The 21371-nt window shown below is 63.4% G+C and carries 20 protein-coding genes; 9 read left to right on the top strand and 11 right to left on the bottom strand.

The window, feature by feature from the left end; translation table 11 throughout:
* Positions 1-291: 291 nt before the first annotated feature.
* Together QC765_RS16170 and QC765_RS16165 are read right to left on the bottom strand one after the other, a co-directional pair.
* Entirely contained in the window at positions 292-681 is a 390-nt protein-coding gene (locus QC765_RS16170; protein WP_120283045.1) for a hypothetical protein, read from the bottom strand.
* A 172-nt stretch (positions 682-853) separates the two neighbouring features.
* On the bottom strand, positions 854-1483 hold the full coding sequence (locus QC765_RS16165) for a TetR/AcrR family transcriptional regulator (protein ID WP_120283047.1): 630 nt from the start codon (positions 1481-1483) through the stop codon (positions 854-856).
* Between the two features lie 296 nt (positions 1484-1779).
* Here QC765_RS16165 and QC765_RS16160 point away from each other — a divergent pair, with 296 nt between their 5' ends.
* Positions 1780-2304, top strand: coding sequence for a PaaI family thioesterase (locus tag QC765_RS16160; protein WP_120283049.1), 525 nt, complete (start codon positions 1780-1782; stop codon positions 2302-2304).
* Positions 2305-2453: 149 nt separating this feature from the next.
* On the opposite strand, the gene QC765_RS16155 is transcribed toward QC765_RS16160, so the two are convergent.
* Entirely contained in the window at positions 2454-3455 is a 1002-nt protein-coding gene (locus QC765_RS16155) for an AraC family transcriptional regulator (protein WP_120283061.1), read from the bottom strand.
* A 118-nt stretch (positions 3456-3573) separates the two neighbouring features.
* On the opposite strand from QC765_RS16155, the gene QC765_RS16150 reads away from it, so the two are divergent.
* The 4 genes from QC765_RS16150 to QC765_RS16135 all read left to right on the top strand — a co-directional run bounded on the left by QC765_RS16150 (position 3574) and on the right by QC765_RS16135 (position 7705).
* Positions 3574-3894, top strand: coding sequence for a 2Fe-2S iron-sulfur cluster-binding protein (locus QC765_RS16150; RefSeq protein ID WP_067718080.1), 321 nt, complete (start codon positions 3574-3576; stop codon positions 3892-3894).
* 71 nt (positions 3895-3965) lie between these two features.
* Positions 3966-5306, top strand: a complete 1341-nt coding sequence (locus QC765_RS16145) for a cytochrome P450 (RefSeq protein ID WP_067718083.1) — start codon at positions 3966-3968, stop codon at positions 5304-5306.
* The gene (locus QC765_RS16140; protein WP_120283051.1) at positions 5303-6523 is read left to right on the top strand and encodes an NAD(P)/FAD-dependent oxidoreductase; all 1221 of its coding nucleotides are present in this window, start codon (positions 5303-5305) and stop codon (positions 6521-6523) included. Before QC765_RS16145 ends, QC765_RS16140 begins: the two co-directional genes overlap by 4 nt.
* Positions 6524-6643: 120 nt before the next feature.
* Positions 6644-7705, top strand: coding sequence for a BtrH N-terminal domain-containing protein (locus QC765_RS16135; RefSeq protein WP_063972865.1), 1062 nt, complete (start codon positions 6644-6646; stop codon positions 7703-7705).
* Positions 7706-7876: 171 nt separating this feature from the next.
* Here QC765_RS16135 and QC765_RS16130 read toward each other — a convergent pair whose 3' ends face one another.
* Both QC765_RS16130 and QC765_RS16125 read right to left on the bottom strand, forming a co-directional pair.
* Positions 7877-8563, bottom strand: a complete 687-nt coding sequence (locus QC765_RS16130) for a TetR/AcrR family transcriptional regulator (protein ID WP_278315463.1) — start codon at positions 8561-8563, stop codon at positions 7877-7879.
* Positions 8564-8757: 194 nt separating this feature from the next.
* A protein-coding gene (locus tag QC765_RS16125; RefSeq protein WP_373876782.1) for an IS5 family transposase occupies positions 8758-9688 on the bottom strand; the annotation gives its coding sequence in 2 pieces (ribosomal slippage) (positions 8758-9346 and positions 9345-9688; 933 coding nt in all).
* 1041 nt (positions 9689-10729) lie between these two features.
* On the opposite strand from QC765_RS16125, the gene QC765_RS16120 reads away from it, so the two are divergent.
* On the top strand, positions 10730-11302 hold the full coding sequence (locus QC765_RS16120; RefSeq protein WP_278315462.1) for a recombinase family protein: 573 nt from the start codon (positions 10730-10732) through the stop codon (positions 11300-11302).
* A gap of 34 nt (positions 11303-11336) precedes the next feature.
* Here QC765_RS16120 and QC765_RS16115 read toward each other — a convergent pair whose 3' ends face one another.
* The 6 genes from QC765_RS16115 to QC765_RS16090 all read right to left on the bottom strand — a co-directional run bounded on the left by QC765_RS16115 (position 11337) and on the right by QC765_RS16090 (position 16459).
* Positions 11337-12008 (bottom strand): Abi family protein, encoded by a 672-nt coding sequence (locus QC765_RS16115; protein WP_278315461.1) that lies wholly within the window; start codon positions 12006-12008, stop codon positions 11337-11339.
* Positions 12009-13333: 1325 nt separating this feature from the next.
* A complete protein-coding gene (locus QC765_RS16110) occupies positions 13334-13633 on the bottom strand; it encodes an XRE family transcriptional regulator (RefSeq protein ID WP_278315464.1) in 300 nt (99 codons plus the stop codon).
* A gap of 35 nt (positions 13634-13668) precedes the next feature.
* Positions 13669-14866, bottom strand: a protein-coding gene (locus tag QC765_RS16105) for an IS3 family transposase (protein WP_278315460.1) whose coding sequence is annotated in 2 segments (ribosomal slippage) — positions 13669-14611 and positions 14610-14866 — 1200 coding nt in all. Because the reading frame shifts where the segments join, the coding sequence is not laid out codon by codon here.
* 384 nt (positions 14867-15250) lie between these two features.
* Complete coding sequence (locus tag QC765_RS16100) at positions 15251-15436, bottom strand: hypothetical protein (protein WP_278315459.1); 186 nt, start codon at positions 15434-15436, stop codon at positions 15251-15253.
* A gap of 187 nt (positions 15437-15623) precedes the next feature.
* Positions 15624-15881, bottom strand: coding sequence for a hypothetical protein (locus tag QC765_RS16095; RefSeq protein WP_278315458.1), 258 nt, complete (start codon positions 15879-15881; stop codon positions 15624-15626).
* Positions 15882-15883: 2 nt separating this feature from the next.
* Complete coding sequence (locus tag QC765_RS16090) at positions 15884-16459, bottom strand: ParA family protein (protein ID WP_278315457.1); 576 nt, start codon at positions 16457-16459, stop codon at positions 15884-15886.
* A 398-nt stretch (positions 16460-16857) separates the two neighbouring features.
* Between QC765_RS16090 and QC765_RS16085 the strand changes: the two genes are divergently transcribed.
* From QC765_RS16085 to QC765_RS16075, 3 genes are all read left to right on the top strand, one after another.
* Entirely contained in the window at positions 16858-17160 is a 303-nt protein-coding gene (locus QC765_RS16085; RefSeq protein ID WP_278315456.1) for a hypothetical protein, read from the top strand.
* 1804 nt (positions 17161-18964) lie between these two features.
* Positions 18965-19423 carry a hypothetical protein gene (locus QC765_RS16080; RefSeq protein ID WP_278315455.1) on the top strand — a complete coding sequence of 153 codons (459 nt, stop codon included), beginning with the start codon at positions 18965-18967 and terminating at the stop codon, positions 19421-19423.
* Between the two features lie 272 nt (positions 19424-19695).
* The gene (locus tag QC765_RS16075) at positions 19696-20451 is read left to right on the top strand and encodes a hypothetical protein (RefSeq protein ID WP_278315454.1); all 756 of its coding nucleotides are present in this window, start codon (positions 19696-19698) and stop codon (positions 20449-20451) included.
* The last annotated feature ends 920 nt before the right edge of the window (positions 20452-21371 follow it).

Genomic DNA, 21371 nt, shown 5'->3' with positions numbered 1-21371 from the left:
TACGAGACCATCATGACCACACCAGCCACTCAGGCTGCGTGACCGAACCTGTCACCTGATCGTGCAGCAGTCCCCTTATAGCACTCGTTTCACCGATAACCAGGTTTTATGTCAACCCGACCAGGCTGAGTCACGTCTGGAAGGTCGCCACTCCTCTCGTCCGCGAACCGGCACGAATTTCGTTCGGCCCGCTCCGGACGGCGGCTACAGCACGTAGCTGTAGGAGTACCACGGCCCTCCGAGGTGCTCTACCTGCAGATCTTTTACTCCAGGTTCGAACGTGGGAGGCCCCTATAGGGAATGTGCCCACCCGCGCATGTGAAATCCGAAGACGAAGTCGGCATCGCTGACCACGACCACCCCGTCCTCTCGGTGGCTGAGCTTCCAGACCTCCACGTGCCCTACTTGCCGTGGGGTGTCGAAGCCGTAGTGCTCCGACCAACCCGGCGGATGGGAGCGAGCCTGCGCAACAGCATTCTCCATCTCTGAGCGAGAGGAATCGAACCCTTTTGGGACCGCTGCTCCAATCGCCAGCACCACGGCCACACCAGCCACGAAAAGGGCCGGAGGGGCCCCGAGCCACCACGTTCGTAGCTGCCGGAATCGCCACGCCACCAGCACCGCGATCAGCCACGCCAGGCCCGCGATCATCAGCGCCCAGCCGACCTTCTTGCCCCACACGGGTATATCGTCGTCTGGCGGGTTCGCCTGCGACAGATAGTCAACGGCGTGCCACAGGATCTCGTTTTCTTGCCCCTAAAAGTGGAGTCCACTGTGGCCGTCACGCGGCAACGATTCTCGGCGGCTCGCGGCATCGTCCGGCCTCGAAACCAGCGACTTTCCATGACCAAGGTCATTGCGGCGTTCCTTGCGGTGCCAATGTCTCGGTGACGCGAACACTCAGTTCCGGCTTGTCGTGGCCTTCGGTGTGGGTGTATGTCCCGAGATGGGACCACATCGAGTCCACGAGCGGCTGGAGGAACAAACGGCCCAGCTGAGTGACGATGACGTCGACCACCTGAACAGCATCGGCGCGGACCCTAGACGCCGCGCCAGATTCCCGCATAGCCGCCACTTCCCGGTGTGTCAGCTCGGTGAGTCGCTCGAGTAACTCACCTCGCTGACCGCCGGGATCTAGCAACGCGCGGCGCAGGTAGTTCACCACCTCGGGACGCCTGACCAGCATGTCGGCAACCGCGTCGTTGCGGATCCGGGCGATGTCGGCGCCTGGGATGTCCACGGGCGCCGAGGCAAGTGCGGTAGCGAAATGCTCTACGACCAGTCGCTCGACCGCCTCGCGAAGGCCGTCCTTCGTGCCGTAGTGATGGACCACGAGACCCACCGTCACTCCGGCCGCGGTTGCCACGGTTCGCAACGAAGTGCCGTCCTCGCCGTTGGCGGCGTAGAGATCCAGTGCGGCGTTGCGGATGCGCGCCTTGGCAGTGAGATCCTGGCCCGCGGCGCCTGGTGCGGAACGATTCACGCGGTTCCCCTTCAGTTGCGGTCGAGCCTACGGACCCCAAACTAGACTATACGTCGGTACCGCTTACTGTATGTTCGTACAGTACAAGGTGTCCCGGCTCAGTCGGCCTTGTCGACCTGACTATCGTGCCGTCGACAGCCAGTTGCTCAGGCCACCCGCATCGGGCCTCAGGGCCCCTTGGACGTCCCGGTCAAAGGTTGGGTCACGGGTCGGACGTGCGGGTGTCGGCGATATCTCCGTCGCCACAAGCCGAGGTATCGCACCCAGTACAACTTCATCGACAGGAAGGTCTGGACATGGACACATTTCGCGACAAGGCCGGCGAGCCGATAGGTACCGATATCGACAACTGGGTGGCCTCGTTCACGCGCATGGAATCCGGTTCCTCCGAGCTTCCTCCCCACCACCCCAACTGCCTTGGCTGTGGACCAGAGAACCCGAATGGTCACTTCCTCTCGGTACGGCGTGACGGAGACGGCGTCGTCGCACACCACCAGTTCGACCAGCGCCACGTCGGGGCACCGGGCATTGCACACGGCGGCGCGGTAGCGACCGTGATTGACGACCTATTCGGCTTCTTGCTGTATTCGGTCGGCGAGCTCGCCGTGACGCGCCGTCTCGAGCTCGACTATCTTGCGCCAGCACTACTCGACACCCCCTACATCCTGCGCGCTGCAGTTCGGTCTCGCGATGGCCGGAAATTGGACCTCAAGTCCACGATGGAGGATGCAGAGGGCCGCACTGTTATTACTGCCACTGCCCTGTTCATCGTGGTCGAGGTTGAACACTTTTTGCAGTCACAGAGAAACTCGAGGACTTAGGCCAAACTCACCGCCGCGAGCACCAGGCCCGAATACGTCGAGGGTGTCGGCGGAGCCTGAAGCTATTGAACGCCACGCCCAAAGAAAGGGCGAAGCTGAAGGCACCGTGCATTGCCAGTTGCCCTGTACGAGTCAACCAAGTGGCAGCGCTACCTACGACGGAACCCCGTCGGCGGGTGGCCGGTCCAGTGCTTGAAAGCGTGTGAAAAGCTGGCGAGGTCGCTATATCCGAGGTCCGTGGCGATCTCGCTCGCGGACACAGATCCGTCCAGTAAACGAAGAATCGCGTACTCACGAATGACCGACTGGCGCAGTCCGCGATAGGTCATCCCTTCCTCAGAGAGGCGCCGCTTAAGTGTGCTCGTAGAGATGGAGAGTTCGTCTGCAATCCACTGACTTCCACAATCTGCGGGACGCTTCTCTATCAGACGTCTCACCTTGTCCGAATACGAGGCGATTTTACTCCGCTCGTCGAGCCTTCGCTGCAAGTCACTGATAGCGAGTCGATACGCCACGGGGTCAGAGAACCGGCAGACGTGATTGACCGCGTCAACGGGAAAATGCAGAATGGACAGTGAAGCGTCAAATACCAGGCGACCAGCTAACCGATCCTGATCCACGGGCAGACCTTCCGGAGCGGGCCAACCCAGTGAGAGTGTGATGTCTGGTGCATCGCCAACGAGTATATTCAGCAGCCTCAGCAGGACCGCACCACAGTAGGTGACCACTAGGGAGTCTAGGACTCGATCGCCCGTCTGCCCATTGAGCGCGACAGACACTCCGTGTCCACCTGCGTAGAACTGCGCACTCAGGGCTGGGGTTATTAGCGGCAGGTAGACAAGCAATTCCAATATCTCGCCTGCGGAACCTGCGCTTACTAGTGGGACGCTTAATGGTCCGAAGGACGTCAGATGAGCATGCTGGGCGAACGCCAAACCGAGGGTCGTTGCTTGGTCAACGTCGAGGTCGGGCAAGGCTTCCCTGATCCACCGCAGGGGAACTTGGGCGTTGATGGCGAGAAGTGACTCGACGTCGCTTCGCTCACGATCCATGATCTCGCGAAACCGTGCAACGGCGTCTTGCTCCAGAACTGGGCTCTCAAGTAACTGCGCGAACACGAGCGGTGGCACGCCCTCGCGATCAAGATTCATCGCCCCCGCCTTCTGAGCCAAATTAACAAGCTTCTGCCCTCAATCAACCTAGCCGCAGTCGTCGTTGTTAGCAATGCTGTGAGCAGCTATTACCCGAACAACCATGCAGGAGCCAGCGATGACAGTCGTAACCTTCGTCTCACATGAGGGAGAGAAGCACGTGGTGCCCTTAGAGGAGGGGCAGTCACTCATGCGGATCGCCGTCAACAACGCGGTGCCCGGGATTGACGCTGACTGCGGAGGCGAAGCCGCGTGCGGCACGTGTCATGTCATCGTTGATCCGCAGTGGTCCGAACAGGTCGGCCTCTCGGGAGCAAGTGAAGAGGAAATGCTCGCAATGAACCCGGAAAGGCTGCCGACCTCTCGACTGTCGTGCCAGATGACCGCGTCCGCGGATTGGGACGGCCTGGTCGTCCAGGTGCCAGAGTTCCAGATGTAACGACGAAGGGATCAAGAGTCGTGTCAAGCAATCATGTAGAAGTCGGGGACAGAATCCGGTCGGCCATCCCGATGGATCTTCAGATCCGGGGCGCCCATCTGTACGACAGGACTCGGCGCTGGGTGACAAGGACGAATGGGAAGAAGCTCTTCGTAGAGAGTCCCATTCCTCCCGTCGAGGATGTCGAGCTCGCCGACATCGACCTCAGTAATCCCTTTCTCTATCGCCAAGGCCGCTGGCAGTCCTACTATGAGCGCCTGCGAAACGAGGCTCCGGTCCACTTTCAGCCCAACAGTGCGTTCGGGCCGTTCTGGTCAGTGACCCGACATGAAGACATCATCGCGGTCGATAAGAACCATGAGGTCTTCTCCGCCGAGCCGATGATAGTGATCGGGGCCCCGCCTCGTTTTCTCGATATTGAGATGTTCATCGCGATGGACCCACCGCGCCACGACGTGCAGCGAGCAGCTGTGCAGGGGGTGGTGGCGCCGAAGAACCTGCGCGAGATGGAGACGCTCATTCGGTCTCGGGTTCGCGAGGTACTAGACGACTTGCCGGTGAATCAGCCGTTCGATTGGGTCCAGGCTGTCTCGATCGAACTGACAGCTCGAATGCTCGCGACGCTCTTGGACTTCCCATACGAGGAACGTCACAAACTCGTGTACTGGTCAGATATTGCAACTTCGTTCGAGGAAGCGAACGGTGGTCCTGCGGACCTCGACGAGACGTTCGACGGAATGCGCGAGATGGCGAGCGGTCTGAGTTCTCTGTGGTACGACAAGAAGGCTCGGTTAGCAGAGGGGGAGGAACCCGGTTTCGACCTGGTCACCATGCTGCAGAGCAACGAGAACACCAAGGATCTGATCGACCGCCCGATGGAATTCATGGGCAACTTTGTGCTGTTGATCGTCGGAGGGAACGACACGACCCGGAACTCGATGAGTGGTGGCGTTCTGGCGCTGAACCGGTTCCCAGACCAGTTCGAAAAGCTCAAGTCCAACCCTGACCTGATCCCCAACATGGTCTCCGAGATAATCCGGTGGCAAACGCCGCTGGCCTACATGCGCCGAATCGCCAAGACTGACACTATCTTGAACGGTCAGTTCATCCGTAAGGGTGACAAGGTCGTGATGTGGTACGCCTCAGGCAACCGCGACGAGCGTGTGTTCGAGCGGCCCGATGACTTCATCATCGACCGGGCCAACGTCCGCAACCACATCTCCTTCGGGTTCGGCGTACACCGGTGCATGGGCAACCGACTGGCCGAAATGCAGCTGCGGATCCTCTGGGAAGAGCTGCTCCCCCGCTTCGAGAACATCGAGGTCGTCGGCGAACCCGAGTACGTGCAGTCCAACTTCGTGCGGGGTATCAGCAAGATGATGGTGCGCCTCACCCCGAAATCCGGCACATGACATCGCAGCGAGCCCTCATCATCGGTGCCAGCCATGCCGGAGCCCAACTCGCGGCGAGCCTACGGCAGGACGGGTGGAGCGGTGAGATCGTCCTCATCGGCGAGGAGCCCACGGTGCCCTACCAGCGCCCGCCACTGTCGAAGGCGTATCTCGCCGGGAAAACCACCCTCGACGAGATCACCATCCGCAGTTCGGACTTCTACTCCAAGCAGCGAATCCAGCTTCTCAACGCGCACGTGGAGGCGATCGACCGCTCGGCTGGGCACATCGTTATGAGCACCGGCGACACACTGACATACGACAAGCTCGCGCTGTGCACGGGAGCCCGCCCTCGTCAGCTCCGCGTTCCTGGGGCCGATCTCGCCGGGGTCCATTACCTTCGTACCGCCGCAGACGTCGAGTTGATCCGCACGTCCGCCGCCCCCGGGCGGCGGGTGGTGATCGTCGGGGGCGGCTACATCGGACTTGAGACGGCCGCCTCACTACGGGCACTGGGCCTGGAAGTCACCGTGCTCGAGGCGACCACTCGCGTCCTCGAGCGGGTCACTGCTCCCGACGTATCAACGTTCTTCGAGCGGATCCACCGAGAGGAGGGCATCGATATCCGAACGGGCGCCAAAGTCGCAGCATTAGTCGGAGACGATTGCGTCCGGGAGGTCACACTATCTACTGGCGAGTCGATTCCGACTGATCTGGTCATCGTGGGTATCGGTGTTGAACCGAGAACAGAACTCGCCGAGGCGGCGGGCTTGACCCTGAACGATGGTGTGGTGATCGACGAGCACGCCCGAACCAGTGACCCAGCCATCGTTGCCGCCGGAGACTGTGCCAGCAAGTACATCTCTCGATACGGTCGCCGAGTCCGGCTGGAGTGCGTACCCGGAGCAACCGATCAGGCGAAACTCGCCGCGGCTACCCTTTGCGGGAAGTCCAAGAGCGCAGTGTCGCTGCCCTGGTTCTGGTCAGATCAATACGATCTCAAGCTGCAGATCGCCGGTCTCAACACCGGTTACGACGAAGTCGTCCTCAGCGGTGACCCCACCCGGGACCGCGACTTCAGCTGCTTCTACCTCCGTGATGGCGAACTCCTTGCTGCAGACTGCATCAATCGTCCCCGTGATTTCATGCTCAGCAAACAGGTCATCACACAGCAGCGTCCTTTCGTCCGGACCGATTTCGCCCATACGGGTTCTCCCGATTCCTTGCGCAATGGGTAAGCCAGTCCCGAGCGAGACTCGCACGGTCAGCGGCGGAGCCTCGACGAACGGCGCTGACATCCCACTGGCGCAGCAAGAGAGCCCGGTTCGTGCCCGCCCGCCGTTCAGAAAGGAACTCTGATGACTCGCCAGACGCTCATCGAGAACTATCCACATCGGGTCGGGGGGCACTGCGGCTCAGCCGCGATGCGAGACCTCCTGCACTGGCAAGGCCTCGGCTGGGAAGAACCGCCCGATGAAGGTCTCGTCTTCACCCTCGGGGGGTCACTTGGCCTGTCCTACTTGCGCTCGAGCGACCTCTTCCCGCCGCTTTATCTGGTAGGGAGAGACTCCGATTTCGAAGTAAATCTCCCCCATCTACTGGGCGCACAGGTCCAAGTGCTCACGACCGACGATCCCCGAGAAGGATGGTCGTGGATTAGCCAGGAGGTCGATGCCGGAAGGCCAGCCCTGATATGGGGCGACATCGCGGAGTTGCCCTACCTGCGGGTTCGGCTCCAAATGAGTCGCCACGATATCGTGGTAATTGGTTACGACGAGGCGGAGAGGATCGCCTTCGTTGTTGACAACGACCGTGCCGAGGTCCAAAAGGTTCCGTTCGACGCTCTCGCTCGAGCACGGTCGTCGATGTCATTCCCACAACCGACACGTCACACCACGTACCGCATCGCCTGGCCGCATGAGTTACCAGACCTTGCGCAGGTTGCCGCAGCGGCTTTCCGTCAATCGGCAGCGAACATGCGCCACCCAACTCCGCCAGGAGTCGTTGATCTCACGACCGCGGTGAGCGGTTCCGAAGGCTTAGCAGCGGTCGCCCAGCTCGCCGCTGATGTCCGGACTTGGTCCCATCTACCGGCTGACGAACTCGAGATCCTCTTATTCAGCTTGAGCGCTTTCATCGAGAAGGCCGGCACCGGTGGCGGCCTGTTCCGAAAGCTGCTCGCTGACGGCTGCGCGGACGTGGCACGTTTGACCGGTGACCTCGCGACCGAAGATCTCGCCGTAGCCGCCAGACACTGTGCACAGACATGGACGGAGGCCGGCCGAGCCGGGATCGAGCACGAGGTCGATGTGCGTACTCGGCTGGAACGTGTGGCTTCGGCGGTTAGCCTCCTGCCCACGCTCGAGCTTCAACTGGCTGAAGCTCTGGAGTCAGCTTCGCGATCGCTTGCAGCAGCCTGACTAATCGGGAAGTCAAAACTGGACGGTAGAAGTTCCGGCCGCACTCAGACTGCAGCGGATGGCTCGCCGCCGCTCGCACCGAAACGACCGGGCTCTAGGGTTGCCTCGCCACCTCCCCGGCGACCTCGGCGATCGAGCGGTCACACCCATCCGACAAGAAGAAGCCCCGATTTAGCGAGATCCGCCGGCGCCAGGGCGGTTCAGGTCGTGGATGGACTCGGCCGGGATGGGTTCGCCTCCCTGCTTGCGGGCAGCAAGAAAATCATCAACGAGTTGCACGCATCCGTCGTGGTCGACGGTGCAGAGCCCAGTAAGGCGAGCGAACACGACGGGACCCAGGAGTTGAACGATCGCGAAGGTGGTGTCGACGTTGCCGAGCTGTGCTCGAACGTCAGGCTGTGTGAGGATGCGGTCAAAGGGCTGCCGGTACTCCTCGATGACTCGACTACGCAGTGAGGTGATCGCGGCCGAATCGGCAGGATCGCCGCCGACTGATCCGATTGACAGCCAAGCCAGAGTCGTAATGTTCAGCGGCGCCTGGTCAATCAGGTCGGCTTGGGCCGTGAGAAGCGCGATGAGTTGGTCTCGTACCGACCCACTGTCGGCAGAGACCTCGACGCGAGGCAACAGCCGCTCGAAGGTCGCCGCAAGCAACTGGGCGGTCCCGCCGAAATGCCGATAGAGCGTGGCCCGCGCCACCTTTGACATTCGAGTGACCGCCTCGACGGTAACCGCCTCTACACCACCAGTGCTCAGGAGATGCGTGGCAGCGTCGAGCAATCGTTTTCGTGAGCGCAGCAGTCGCGGATCGAGCTGATCGTCGTCCGTAGCGGGCCGGTCAGCACTCCAGTCGTTCACGCTCTCCCCTTCGGCCGACGGTCACTTCTCGTCCAAGCTAACCTGTCCAACCAACCGAACACTGTGATACTACTTGTCTCAGACCAAGACCGATCATCTCACAGCAAGGGCCGGCGATGCACTCACCGCAACAGACCATCACCGAGTCATCCCGGTGGACCCGAGCCGAATGGTGGATGCTCACGGTGTCGTGCCTAGGGCGTGTCTCCCATATGGCGTAGCCAGCTCAGGATTGCGCAGAGGGTGACCGCGGCTCGGTAGGTGATCGCGAGTTTGTCGTAGCGGGTGGCCAGGGCTCGCCATTGCTTGGCCAGTGCGAACGAGCGCTCGACGACGTTTCGGCCCTTGTACAGGTCCGTGTCGAAGTTCGGGGGTCTTCCTCCGCGGCCGCCACGTCTGGCGCGGGCAGCGATCGTGTCGCTCTTTTCGGGGATGACTGCGGTGATCGAACGGTTCCGTAGCTGCTGACGCAGTTTGCGGCTGGAGTAGGCCTTGTCCGCGATGACCGCATTCGGGCGAGTGCGGGGCCGGCCAGGGCCCTGGCGGGGAACGTGGATGTCGGCGAGGACCTCGGCCAGCATAGCCCCGTCGTTGCGCTGCCCGCCGGTGACGATGTTCGCCAGGGGTCGTCCACGTCCGTCAACGGCACTGTGGATTTTGGTCGTCAACCCGCCACGAGACCGACCAATGCCGTGACCTGCAGGTTCACACTCGCTGATGGGCAGATTCTTGTGATTCGATCGTGCCCCCTGTGTCCTGCTCCGGGCGGGTCGTATTTGTGCCGTGCTGGTGGGCACGACAGATGGTGGCGTCCACCGAGAGGTTCCAGTCGATCAGGCCGGCCTCGTCGGCCTCGGCCAGGATCACCTGCAGGATCCGGTCCCACGTGCCGTCCTCGGCGTAACGGGCGTGGCGCTTCCACACCGTCTGCCACGGGCCGAACTCCTCCCGCGGCAGGTCCCGCCACGGAATCCCTGCTCGATAGCGGTAGATGATGCCCTCGACCACCGTGCGGTTATCCCGAAACGGATGCCCCTGCCGCCCCTCGTTCGTGGGCAACAGGGGCTCGATCCGCTCCCACTGCTCATCGGTGAACTGGCGAAACCGTGACTTCGTCTGACCCATCCAGCCACCGTCTCGCGGGTCACCGCTCAGCTATGGGAGACACGCCCTAGTCCCCCTGCAGTTGCCCCCGCCATCGCTGCGCCACGAAAGAACTGCTGGCGGCTGAGTTTCCCGTCCCTCTGATCGGTTGGACGGTCCGTGTTCGCGGCGGCGGTTTCGCCGAGCGCGCGCAGCACTCGGACCGTCGAACGCAGACCAATGGCGCGCAGCATGGGAACTGCCATCCCTCGTCCCGTCCATGCCCGTACAGTCCGCCCAGTCACATGAATCAGGGTGGGCGCCCAGGGGGCCTCCTCGCCATACACTTGAGCGCGCCACTGTTGGACGGACGGGTCTGTCAGGGGAAGCACCTCGATTTGAGAGCCGACCGTGCGCTCAATCTCTCGAGACATCTGTCGACAAACTCCGCACGATGAGTCAAACGCGAGTACCCACGGCAGTGTCGAACCACTCATTGTCTGCCCTTCCTGTTGCCCCAAAGAACTGACGGCGTACAGCGGAGCGGACTGGTCAAGAAATGATGGCCGTAAACGATGACCGCGGCATGCGTCTTCACTCCCGCGAGCCACCAACAGTCCGAGCAATGGCCTAGTCAACGCTTCTGGGACTTCATAGCGGGCGCTGTACGCCATACGAGATTCGACCCACGCCCCTGACCTGGTGTGATTTGCGTTAACTTATAAGGATCGTACAATTTCGCCCCCACAGGGTCAAGACCTTCCTTCGGGGTCGCCTTCGTTGCGAGAGGTCACGGTCGAGACTCAGCGAATGCTCGGTTCAGGCTCGTGCTGCTCGGAGCGGCCGGTCACAGGCTGGCGATACGCGGCCCCGATCCCAGGCCCCGGCCTGTCCCCCGTTAGCTCCCATCGGGACGGCAAGTCGCACGTCGCGTATGACGATCGTCTAACGCGACACTTTCTGAGCGAACGCCCAATCGGAGGCTCGCACAGGTCGAACACTAACGGCGACTCATGCCGCTGTGGCGTAGACATGTAGCGCAATAAAGGTGGACAAGTCACGGTCGTATGCAACACTGGCGGCATGAAGATCGGGTACGGGCGCGTTTCGACTGAGGAACAGAACGTCGAGACACAACGACAAGCACTGATCGAGCTCGGCGCTGATCCTCGGCGGATCCACCTCGACCGCGGGGTTAGTGGCCGACGGCGTAAGCGTCCGGCACTGGATCGCGCCCTAGCCGAACTGCGCGATGGTGACGAGCTCGTCGTGACCAAACTCGACCGTCTCGGACGATCGCTTCGAGACCTGCTCGACATTGCAGACCAGATACAGGGTGTCGGCGCATCCCTGACTGTCGGGCGGTCAACCTATGACCCGGGCGATCCCGTCGGCGCGATGCTATTCCAGGTTCTGGGTATGGCCGCCGAGTTTGAGGTCGCCATGAACCGCGAACGCACCCGCGAAGGTGTCGCCCGAGCCAAAGCCGAAGGCAAGTATCGAGGCCGGCAGCCCAAGCTCTCCCCCGCCGACGCCGAGCGCCTTCGGCAGATGCACGCCACCGGCGGCTACACCGCCGCCGAACTCGGCCGATTCTTTGGAGTGCACCGCACCTCGGTGTATCGCTACATCTCCCCCGCCAGCCCCAAGCAGTGACCCGCATCCACAAGCCTGCACCCGATACTGCGAATCAGATCTGCCACGTGAGCAGGCCAGGCACCGGGCTCCGCTCGTTGATGAACTTCTCCAGATCAGGGTCAATGTAGCCAGCCACGCTCAGCAGATCGTCGTAACGAGCCTGGATGTCCTCCGACCACACCCGATGTTGGTGGCCGATCCGGTTCCGGAACTCGCGCAACCGCTTCACCGGGTCTTGGATGGTCGCCTGGTCTCGATTGGGCGCGTAGGCAAACGCGCCAGCAATATCCGGCCAGAGGAACATCTGGCGCCGGGAGACCATCTGGTGCCAGAACCCGAAAGGCAGCTCTGAGATGATCTGGGCAGCGCTGAGCGGCTTGCGGTTCCTCTTCACTCGACCAATGCTCTCGGCAATATCCTTGTACGGCTGACGGTGCTTAGCCGGGCCGTTGGCATCGCGTCCCAACTCGCGAGCATCGTCAAACACCCAGTGGCCCGAACGGCCAAGCACCACGTGACGCTCGCTCATACGTGCATCCAGAGCGTTGCGAAAAGCCACTTCAAAGTAGGCCAGGGACTGCCAGAAGGCACCGGAAATCGCGGCGTTCCACCGATATAGCTCCATCGCCGCAACCTGGTCGCCCCCGGTACGCGTGAGGTAGTGCTGCAACCGCGCCCGGGCAAAGTGGCGTTCATAGAACGCCCAACTGCTCGTGCTGGTCACGCCCACCTCCGCCATGTAATATCAGTGCCGAACACCCCGGAACCGTCCCTGTAGTCCTCCTCAGAGGGCCGATCACACGGCCGGGGTTCTGCTTTTCTACCGCACCAGGCTCCGCCGCAAGCGAAGTCCCTCCGGGCCGGCCCACCGACTGGCACCCTCCCCATCCGAAGACGCAACAGTCTCCGGGCCACCCGCTGGCAACGACAGAACCGCTCGCTGAACCCTTGACCCCAGGGGAACCTGGGGTCAAAAGGCGCAACCCGACCCTGTGAAACAGCCAGAACCGTCGACGCCAGCCCGTCCCGCACGGGCGTACCCCATAGAGACGCGGATTCTGACCGGCAGTCGTGATGCTCCTATAGGTTGTCAAGCGGCCGGTAGTACACGTCGGGGTAACCGTCGACCGCGGGGTCAATGCGGTAGCGCGGCTCGTCGTACCGTCCGAGAAATGCCACGGTCGGTGCGTCCGACAGCTCGGCGGTCGTTTCCAGCCTCGCGACATTGCTGCATTGAATTGGGTTTGGAGATGAAATGAATAGAACACATCAGGCACTTGTTGCAGGGCTTTTTGCGGCTCTAATTTTCGCCTCGTCCGCTTGCTCATTGGACAGTCACAAGGATGGTCCAGAGGGCCTGGAAGACCTCGGGAGTCAATCCTTCACAGGCGGACATAGTGCAGATGGTCCGGACCTGGATGACCCGTCCGTGCTCGCCAGCGTGTCCCAGAACATCTTCATAGGTCGCGTGGTGGAAGAACTCGGGGAAACTGACGCCGGAGGGTTTACCGAGACCGTGTACTTGGTTGAGGTTGAGGAGAATCTCCTCAACGAGCTACGCGGTACTGTGCGTGTTGCCAAAGGAGGGCCGGCAGAGAACTTCGAGGACGGCTCCGGAGAACTAGCCCCTCAAGAGACCTTCCTAATGGCAACCCGATATTATCCACGGCTCAATTGGCACACCCTCGCGACCTGGGAACCCGTAAATCAGTCGTCGATAGAGGGAGTGCGCTCCGAGATTCAAAGCGGTGTTGCGAACCCCGCTCCACCGCTCAACCCAGGAGCGCCTGAATTGCCGGTGCCGGCCGCAACTGCTGGAGCGGTCGACCCGGCCCAGCCCCGCGCTTTGATCCCATCCGAGGCAGAGGTCGCAGAAACGCCTGAGGCTGGAGTGGACGCAACAACTACGGCCGACAGCCCCACGACGCGTCCTCGCTGAATTGACGCGCCGCGCCGAACGGGCGAACTCTACATGCGCGGAGCAGCCGTCCGCTTCGAACCCCTAGGCCCCGCCCGCAACCTCCATTGGCATGGGAGTGCTATAGGTTGTCAAGCGGCTTTGAGCCATTCCCGGTAGATGGTGGCGAGGTCGTCGTTTCGGCGGGTTCCTCGTTCGAGAGTGGAGATGACTGCGGGCCAGACAGCGAAGTGTTTGGCTGCGGCGGTGAGAGTGATTCCGCGGGATTGGCGTAGGGGGCGAAGGTCGTCGATCAGCGGGACTTCCGGCGGGTTGGTCAGCAGGCGGTAGACCTCGCGGCAGATTGCTCGTTTGAGGCATCGCATGGCCTCTTTGGTGGATTTTCCCTCGGCTCGCTTCTTCGCGATGTAGGCCCGGGTGGGCTGTGTCAAGGATTGTGGACAGGTCCTCGGTGATTTCGGGTGTGTCAGGCCGCCTCGGTTAGGTCCTCGGCGGCGGGATTGTGGGCGTCGGCCCATGCCTGGGCCGGGGTGCGGTAGCCCAGGCTGGAGTGCGGTCTTTGACGGTTGTAGAACACCTCGATGTACTCGGCGACGGCGAACCGTGCTCGGGCGCGGGTATGGAACACCTGCTGGTGGTACATCTCGTTTTTCAGGGTGGCGAAGAACGTCTCCGCCGCGGCGTTGTCCCAGCACACCCCGGTGCGGCCCATCGACTGCACGAACCCGTGCTGGGTGCAGTAGGTGACGAATTCGTCGGAGGTGTACTGAGACCCGTGGTCGGAGTGAAATATTGCCCCTTCGGCGGCTTGGCCCTGCGTACGGGCCATTTCCAGGGCGTCGACGACCAGGCTGGCGCGCATGTGCTCAGCGGTCTGCCACCCGATCACCTTGCGCGTGGCCAGGTCGATCACGGTGGCCAGGTACAGCCACCCCTGGCCGGTGCGTAGGTAGGTGATGTCGCCGACCAGTGCGGTGCCGGGGCGGTGACTGCTCGGGGCGAAGTCGCGGCCCAGCTTGTCGGCGAAGACTTGGGCTTTCTCGTCCGGGACGGTGGTGCGTTTGTAGGCCTTGCGCTGGATCGCCGCCAGGCCGAGCTCGCGCATCAGGTCGGCCACGAGCCCCACCGAGACCGGGTGCCCCTCGTCATTGAGAATGGCAGCGATGCGCCGGCACCCGGCAGTGCCGCGCTGCTTATGGAAAACGCGCTCGACCTCCATCTTCAGCGCTTCGCGGCGCGCCTGGGTGGCTGTAACCTGCCCGGCGCGGGCGCGCCACGCGTAGAACGACGAGCGGGCCACGCCGAGCTGGGCGCACATCCAGTCGATCGGAAAGTTCGCCTTCTCCGCCTCGATCAGGGCTGACTTCTCGTTCAGTCCTGCTCCCGGGCGAAGAAGGCCGCGGCTTTTTTAGGAACTCATTTTCCATCTTCAGCTTGCGGTTCTGCTCCTCGAGCTCGGCCAGCCTGCCGTGGTCGGCCGGACTCATCGACGTGTCCGGCTCCGGATTGGCCTGCCGGTGCTTCTGAACCCAGTTGCCCAGGGTGCCCGGGTTGATCGCCAACTCCCCGGCCACCTCGGCAATCGAGCGGTCACTCTGCAGGACCAGCTGCACCGCCTCGGTCTTGAACTGCGGACTGAACTTCCGCCTCGAACTCGCTGCCATGATCTCGATCCTCTCGCCTCAAGAGGTTGTCCAAGATCTTTGATACACCCCAGAGGACTCCGCCACAGATCGCAATCGCCCATCAGCCAGCTGCCACGCCTCACCGAGCGCTGCAAGCCACATTGGGAGCAGGAATCAGTCGGGGGGGGAGTCCACTGAGTGCGCGTACTACGTGATCGAAATCAACGGGGAGCACCTCGTCGCTGCTGAGCGGTTTCGGGGCGTATTCGGCTCGGCCGCGTGCGCCGGGAACGCTCCCCCGTTCCCCAATGCCGACCTGGCCGGCGCTGAAGCCGGCAGCGACCGCGAGTTTAAGCTGGCTGAGTCCGCGCTCGAGCCGGACGACGCGGATGGCGCGTCCGAGGGATCGAGCCTCCTCAGGCGTCATCGCCCCTCCCCCGTGGTGCTGGGCTGGATCTCGGCCACCACGGACCAGTGGCCAGCGTGGTTGGCGGTCGAGATCACTGCGAGCGCTGCGCGGTGATCGACGTCGCGCGCCCGATAGTGGAGGTCGATGTGTGCGTGCAGCTCGGTCGGGCCGGCCCCGATGACGTACATGGCCGCCATCATGCCGCCTCGCCCGCCCTGGCCAGGCGCCCTTGTCTACTGCACTTTTACCCTGGCAACGGTGGTGGCACGTAGTCAACGGAGAGAAGCTTCGGACTGCTGGCGCTGTACCGGTGGAGCAAGCCTCTGCATTAATACAACGCTACGACGCTAAAATGCTACAGAACTAAAGTGCTACAACACTTAGACGCTATAGTGCTGTAGTGCTCTGTGCGCCGGCGCCGTCGAGGTACTGCTCCAGCGCCTTGACCACGATTTCGTTGGCGCGGACCCCCTCGTCAACGGCCTGGAGCTTGAGTCGCTTAGCCAGACTTTCTGGCAGGTACATCGACGTCCGACGCGTCGGCTCGGCCTCATCCTTGCGGAACGTGTCGGCGATTGAGGCGCCTGAAGCGCCCGCGCTTCGTTGCGCGCTTAGTTGGTCTTTGAGGCTCGGTCGTGTGGCCATAACTAGTTTCCTTCCAGGAGTCCGGTGTCGAGCAGTTCGTCCAGGAGGTCGCCGTAGCCGTGGTAGCGGGTCGGCACGGTCCCGAACGCGGCAGCGATCGCTTCGCGCTGCGGGATAGCGGTAGCCGCGAGGATCACCCCGTCGGCCTCGAGGAGCTCTCGAGCCTGCTCCAGGAGCCGAGTACCGAGTCGCACCGACGTCAGCACCACCACCGCCGGCCGATGCGCTGTCGCCGCGACCGTCGGATACACGCGGGCGAGATCAGCCGGCGTGGCCCGTGAGGGGATGACTACGAGGTCGGCCGCGTCGATCGCAGCCTGGATCGCCTTCGCCTCCCCTGGTGGCGTGTCCACGATCGTCAACACGCCCGAATCGTCCTCAGGCAGTGACGTGGACGCAGGGAAAGGTAGCGGGTCGGCGACCGCGGCAGCTTCCGCCCATGCCGTCGTCGTCCCCTGCCGGTCGAGATCCACAACGCGGACCGGAATGCCGCGGGCGTGCGCTGCGCACGCGAGAAAAATTGACGTCGTGCTCTTACCGACGCCGCCCTTCGTGTGGGCGATGGTCAAAGTGGCCATGACAACACTATAGCATCATAGCGCTATCACACCACAGCGTCATGGCATCGCCCTAAACGCGCCAGACCTGCGCGTTAGCGCTACCGAAACCCTTACGCGAAAGGGTTACCGAAACCCTTTCGGTAAGGGTTACCCGTAAGGGTTACCCGAAAGGGTTTCGCACTATTTCCGCAGCTCAGAGGGGCAACGCACCGGCACGGGAGGGTGCTACCGTTCGTGCCATGAAGCTCAACGTCGATACCGCACACCCCGCACTGAGGACGCCTCGCGCGACACGGCGACACGCCGAGCGAAGGCGCCGACCAGCGGCTATAGAAATGCGAAATGGCAAATGCGGAGAATGTCGCCCCCACCTGCGTAGCGTCAACCGCGCCAGCTACACGAAAAAGGGGGTTGCGATGGATGCCCAGTCCGATGCCGGCTCTCGAGGAGCCGCCGTCAAGGGCAAGGTCGGCCGCCGCACAAAGGGCCACTACAAGGCCTACTCGATCAAAACCCGAATCGACATCGCCACGGAGCTGGAAGCTCTCGTCACCGATGGCTTCACCCGGACCGACCTTTTCGAGGCAGCAGCGGCGATGGCCCTTCGCGACACGGACTCCCTCCTAGCCGAGGTCGTCCACCAGCGGCGGCTGGCCGCTCAGCACCGTCGCGCCGCAGGCCTCCCACCCACGAAAGGGGACCATGATGTAGCCGCCTAAGCACGTCGCCCGGCGCTCACCCCACCAGGGTCGACGACCAACGGCTCATCCGGGGTCGCCGAGGCACACCGCGATCACCAGCCACGCAGTGGTTGATCCGGTTAGACGTAGAGGAACGGCACAATGCAGCAGCTTTCCAACTGTGGGCCACCAACCTGCAGAAACAGAAGAACCCGCCCCGTAGGGCGGGAACTTCACACAAGAATTCTGGAAGCGACTCAGTGCCAATCCCGGTTACCAGCCGGGAGTCTTCCTAACGTCAATCGGATCCGATCTGCCGACCAAAGCAGAGGTCCTCATGTCGTGCATGCACGACTATACATCCAGTCCCCTCCCCGATCTACCAGGAGACACGCCACCCAGGTCTTCTCTCACCTGGGAGACCCTCCGAGACACGTGGAGTCCACGCGCCCACATCCGTGTCGACCGGGACGGAGATCACCGCTACGTCGAGGTCCCCGCCGGCAATACACGGCCACAGCAGCCCCACGCCCTCTACCTGACCGACCTCCGAGGCAAGTACCACCTACTCGGGTTTGACTTCGACGACCACAGCGGCGGGCAGCAGCCCAGGGTCGACGCAGCCACCCTGCGGGCACTCCTCGAAATCGCCGGCATCCCGCACTTGGCGTGCAGCTCAGGGCCAGGGGACGGCATCCACGTATGGGTGCGGCTGGCCACTCCGACGCCGGCCTCCGCCGTCAAGAATCTCGCGGAGCAGCTGCAGAGCGTATTCAAGTCGTTCGATTCTGCACCGCTAGTCAATTCCAGAACCGGCTGTCTGCGCGCCCCGGGGTCCCCGCACCGCGCCGGCGGACACTCCGAACCGCTCAGCAGCGACGAGGTGCTCCCCGTTGATTTCGATCACGTAGTACGCGCACTCAGTGGACTCCCCGCCATGAGCACCGCAGCGCCAGCGACTGCGGGCGAGACTGCGACGTGGCTGCAGCCGATCGGTACCACTCCAGATGGGGCTCCGCGACTGCGCGGACCCCGACGACCGCTGCCACCGCAGTTCCGCGCCCTCGCCCGCCGTCCCGTGGGCATCGCCGACGATGCCTCAGCGATCGCCTGGTCGCTCCTCCTGGCCTGCGCACACGCGCGCCACGCGCAGGAGGACGTGAAGCACGCGGCGTTCGACGCACGATGGCCAGGTCTGGAGTATCTGCGCACCGCGCGTCAGGACGGACACCGAGCCCCGCGAGCGGACCAGGAGCAGTTCCTCGCGCGACAGTGGGGGAGGGCGGTAGCGGCCGCTGCCGCCCTCCCCGCACGCAGCTGTGACGCCGGCAGCGACGCCTGGCGGGCGGCTGCGGCGCACGTCGCCGCAGCCCAGCAGGAGGCCGACGCGCAGCCGTCTCGGTGGAAGGGCTGTACCGGAGTAGTCGACAGGCTGGTGCTGGACGCACTCTGCTGGCGCATCGCGCAGGCCGCGACCGCTGTGGTGCACCTCTCGGAGAGGACCTGGGCTCTGGTGTCCGGACTCGATAGATCCACCGTCAATCGGCGCCTTAGGGCCCTGGTGGCGGACGGCTGGATCATCCGGGTGAGAGGCGCGGCGGGGCCGTGGGCTGCATGGTGGACCGTAAGAGCGGGGGGCGGGGATTCAGGTAGTGGCCCAAATCTGGAAAGCGTAGTGAAGGCGTTGGGGCGGAAACTCGGCACTGCTCGTGAAGACGTGTGGCAAGCCCCGAGGGTTGGGACATCTGCGTGGGCGGTGTGGTCTGCGGTCCGCGACGGGGCCCGCAGCGTGAAGCAGATTCGGGTTGCTACCGGCTTGAGCGGCACCACGGTAGGCGAGAAAATGGCCGTGCTCCGTGAAGCCGGTCTTGTAGATCGCGTCGGCCGCCGCGCCTATACCGGCCGCAGGCGCCTCGCTGAGGCAGCCAGGACGCTCGGCGTGCGCGGCGCGCACGAGGCGAAGCAGCGCCTATACGCCCTGCACAGCGCGACTTTCGTGTGGTGGCTGACAGACCGGCTCCGCGACCACCTGGCCGCCCCCAGCGATGCTCTCGAGGACTGGGGGATGTACCCCAATGCCGTGGTCGTCGCCGACACGGATCCCCGGGATGTCGCTCTGACCTACGGAGAGTTCTCCCGCGGCGCCCCCGTCGAGGCGACGACCTGGTCGGCAGCCATGGTGATGCAGGAGCAGTTCCGACACCGCGATCCCCGCTACTGGAGCGAGCTCGTCGCCGAAGCCCGCGCCGCCCTCCCCCCAGCCGAGGCCTACGGTCCCGCTGTGCTCTCGCTGGCCGCCTGACCACACCGACTGCCTGGACCGCGCGCCACCAGCACATTCTCGCGGACAGCCCGCGGTGTGTCTCCCGGGGAGACACGACCCGAGCGTCTGGGTGCTGTGCGGCACCGGTCCCGTCCAGTCCCCTGCAGCAGGCGCAGGCACGCCCTGCCGAACTGGGCCCGCCGGTTCGCACTCGCAGTATGTGCTGTGGCGGTCTGCGTCGCGGAGCCGAGAGCGTCACCGTGACGGTATCGCCACCAGTCGCTGTCGGGGTGCCGTGCCACTCTTGCCGCATGCAGTCGACGTCGACCTCTGCGTGGATCGCCCGCATCGACCCCGACTCCTGGGCCCGACTCAACGCCCCCGCCACAGCAGCCCCCGAGCCCGCCTCGCACGTCCCGCTCGAGCCCCGCACTGCCACCAGCCTCGGCGGAGCCGTCGGTCACGGGAGACTGCGGTGGCGCCACAGTGACGGAAGGACCCTCCTGCGCACCGTCATGAGCCTCGAGGCATTCGCGACCCTCGCAGCCACCGGCGCCGTCACCGGCCGCCCCCACTCCGGCGACCTGCAGGTCGCTGCCGGCTACGACTGGGTGCGGTGGCAGCTGGCCCGGCGCCTTCCCGGATACTGCGGCGAGTACCCGATGTGGGCCTGGGCCCGCATCCCCCGCACCGCACTGATCGACATCCTCGACGACGCCACCGGCATCCTCATCACCCACGCCGCCCAGCACGATCGCGTCCTGCTCTCCGACGAGGCTCTCTACATGGACGTCCTCAACGGGACGCGCACGCTGCCCGATGACCTCGCCGACGACAACGCAGCCGACGCCTACATCACCCACTGGCAGCAGACACTCGCCGATGCCGGCCACAGCCACCTCCCGTGGTGGGAGCTACCCACGCCCCTGCTCAGGCAGCTCCTGGACACTTGGGAGCAGACCATCTACCCCGACACCAGCGGACACCGCTACGTCCAGGCCTGCGTGCCCGCCATCCACGCCGCCGACGTCATCGACGCCGTCCGACTTCCCGCACCCGCCGCGTAGACCTCGAGGCGCGCCCGCACCGTCAGCCTTCGCAGGCCAATAGCTCAAGATTTCTGGACAGCGAGCCCTTGTGTCTCCCAGGGAGACACAGGACATCGCCGATCGATATGTCCGGTCCCTTGACGCATGCGCCTTCTCCACCAGCACATATGCCGATTCTGATGCCATACCGGACTACAGCACTACAGCACTACAGTGCCACAACGTAAAAGCGCTACAGCGTCACAATGCTTGCCTAGCGAGTCTAGGAGCCTGTCCCTGCTGGCCCCGCCCAGCCACTCGTCCCATCGAAGCCATCAAGACTCTTGGCCCTGTTGCCCCTGTTGGCCCTGTTGGCCCTCTTGGCACTCTTGGCCCAAGTGCTTGCCATTCGTGTCATGCCGCGTATGGCAAGCACTTGTCCCCTGATGTCCACGATGACCCTCGTGCCCACGAGGCCTCGTTGGTTGTCCCTCGAGGAGCTCGGAATCGTCGACTCCGCCACGAGCTCGCGGACCTGATGGCCGTCTACATCGTCTAGGCCCGGGCGGCCCCTGTCAGTGCCAGCGAGCGTGACAACGCGACCACCTCTCCCGGGGAAGGTGCTCGCGAGGCGAGGTCCGCGAGCTTCATCCAGTCCCCCCATGCAGGTGCAGGCACCACCTGCACCATCAGTACGACGGCGCCCACCGCCTACATCTCACGCGCCAACCGCACTGCAGCACCCTTGCACCAATTTCCTCGACCAACGGGAGAATGGTGATGTCTCACTTAGTCATCTCGACGGCAAGATGTCGCAGGAAGCGGGATCCTGCCGACCTGCGAAGCTTCACAGTCTTGACCACAGATTGGGACACATTCGTGGGGACTGCTGCACGGATAGGTGACATCTGATCTGTGGTGCCGCAAGGCACTGCTGGAAGGATGTGCCCTGTGCCGAA

This window comes from Hoyosella levis, from assembly GCF_026008515.1.
Lineage (GTDB): Bacteria > Actinomycetota > Actinomycetes > Mycobacteriales > Mycobacteriaceae > Lolliginicoccus > Lolliginicoccus levis.
This window is presented reverse-complemented; position numbering and strand designations above follow the sequence as displayed.

Bases quoted from the DNA above. Each gene is read 5' to 3' on its own strand.
- QC765_RS16160 (WP_120283049.1), top strand. From the start codon at position 1,780: ATGGACACATTTCGCGACAAGGCCGGCGAGCCGATAGGTACCGATATC.
- QC765_RS16155 (WP_120283061.1), bottom strand. From the start codon at position 3,455: ATGAATCTTGATCGCGAGGGCGTGCCACCGCTCGTGTTCGCGCAGTTA.
- QC765_RS16150 (WP_067718080.1), top strand. From the start codon at position 3,574: ATGACAGTCGTAACCTTCGTCTCACATGAGGGAGAGAAGCACGTGGTG.
- QC765_RS16145 (WP_067718083.1), top strand. From the start codon at position 3,966: ATGGATCTTCAGATCCGGGGCGCCCATCTGTACGACAGGACTCGGCGC.
- QC765_RS16140 (WP_120283051.1), top strand. From the start codon at position 5,303: ATGACATCGCAGCGAGCCCTCATCATCGGTGCCAGCCATGCCGGAGCC.
- QC765_RS16135 (WP_063972865.1), top strand. From the start codon at position 6,644: ATGACTCGCCAGACGCTCATCGAGAACTATCCACATCGGGTCGGGGGG.
- QC765_RS16120 (WP_278315462.1), top strand. From the start codon at position 10,730: ATGAAGATCGGGTACGGGCGCGTTTCGACTGAGGAACAGAACGTCGAG.
- QC765_RS16100 (WP_278315459.1), bottom strand. From the start codon at position 15,436: ATGATGGCGGCCATGTACGTCATCGGGGCCGGCCCGACCGAGCTGCAC.
- QC765_RS16095 (WP_278315458.1), bottom strand. From the start codon at position 15,881: ATGGCCACACGACCGAGCCTCAAAGACCAACTAAGCGCGCAACGAAGC.
- QC765_RS16090 (WP_278315457.1), bottom strand. From the start codon at position 16,459: ATGGCCACTTTGACCATCGCCCACACGAAGGGCGGCGTCGGTAAGAGC.
- QC765_RS16085 (WP_278315456.1), top strand. From the start codon at position 16,858: ATGGATGCCCAGTCCGATGCCGGCTCTCGAGGAGCCGCCGTCAAGGGC.
- QC765_RS16080 (WP_278315455.1), top strand. From the start codon at position 18,965: ATGGCCGTGCTCCGTGAAGCCGGTCTTGTAGATCGCGTCGGCCGCCGC.
- QC765_RS16075 (WP_278315454.1), top strand. From the start codon at position 19,696: ATGCAGTCGACGTCGACCTCTGCGTGGATCGCCCGCATCGACCCCGAC.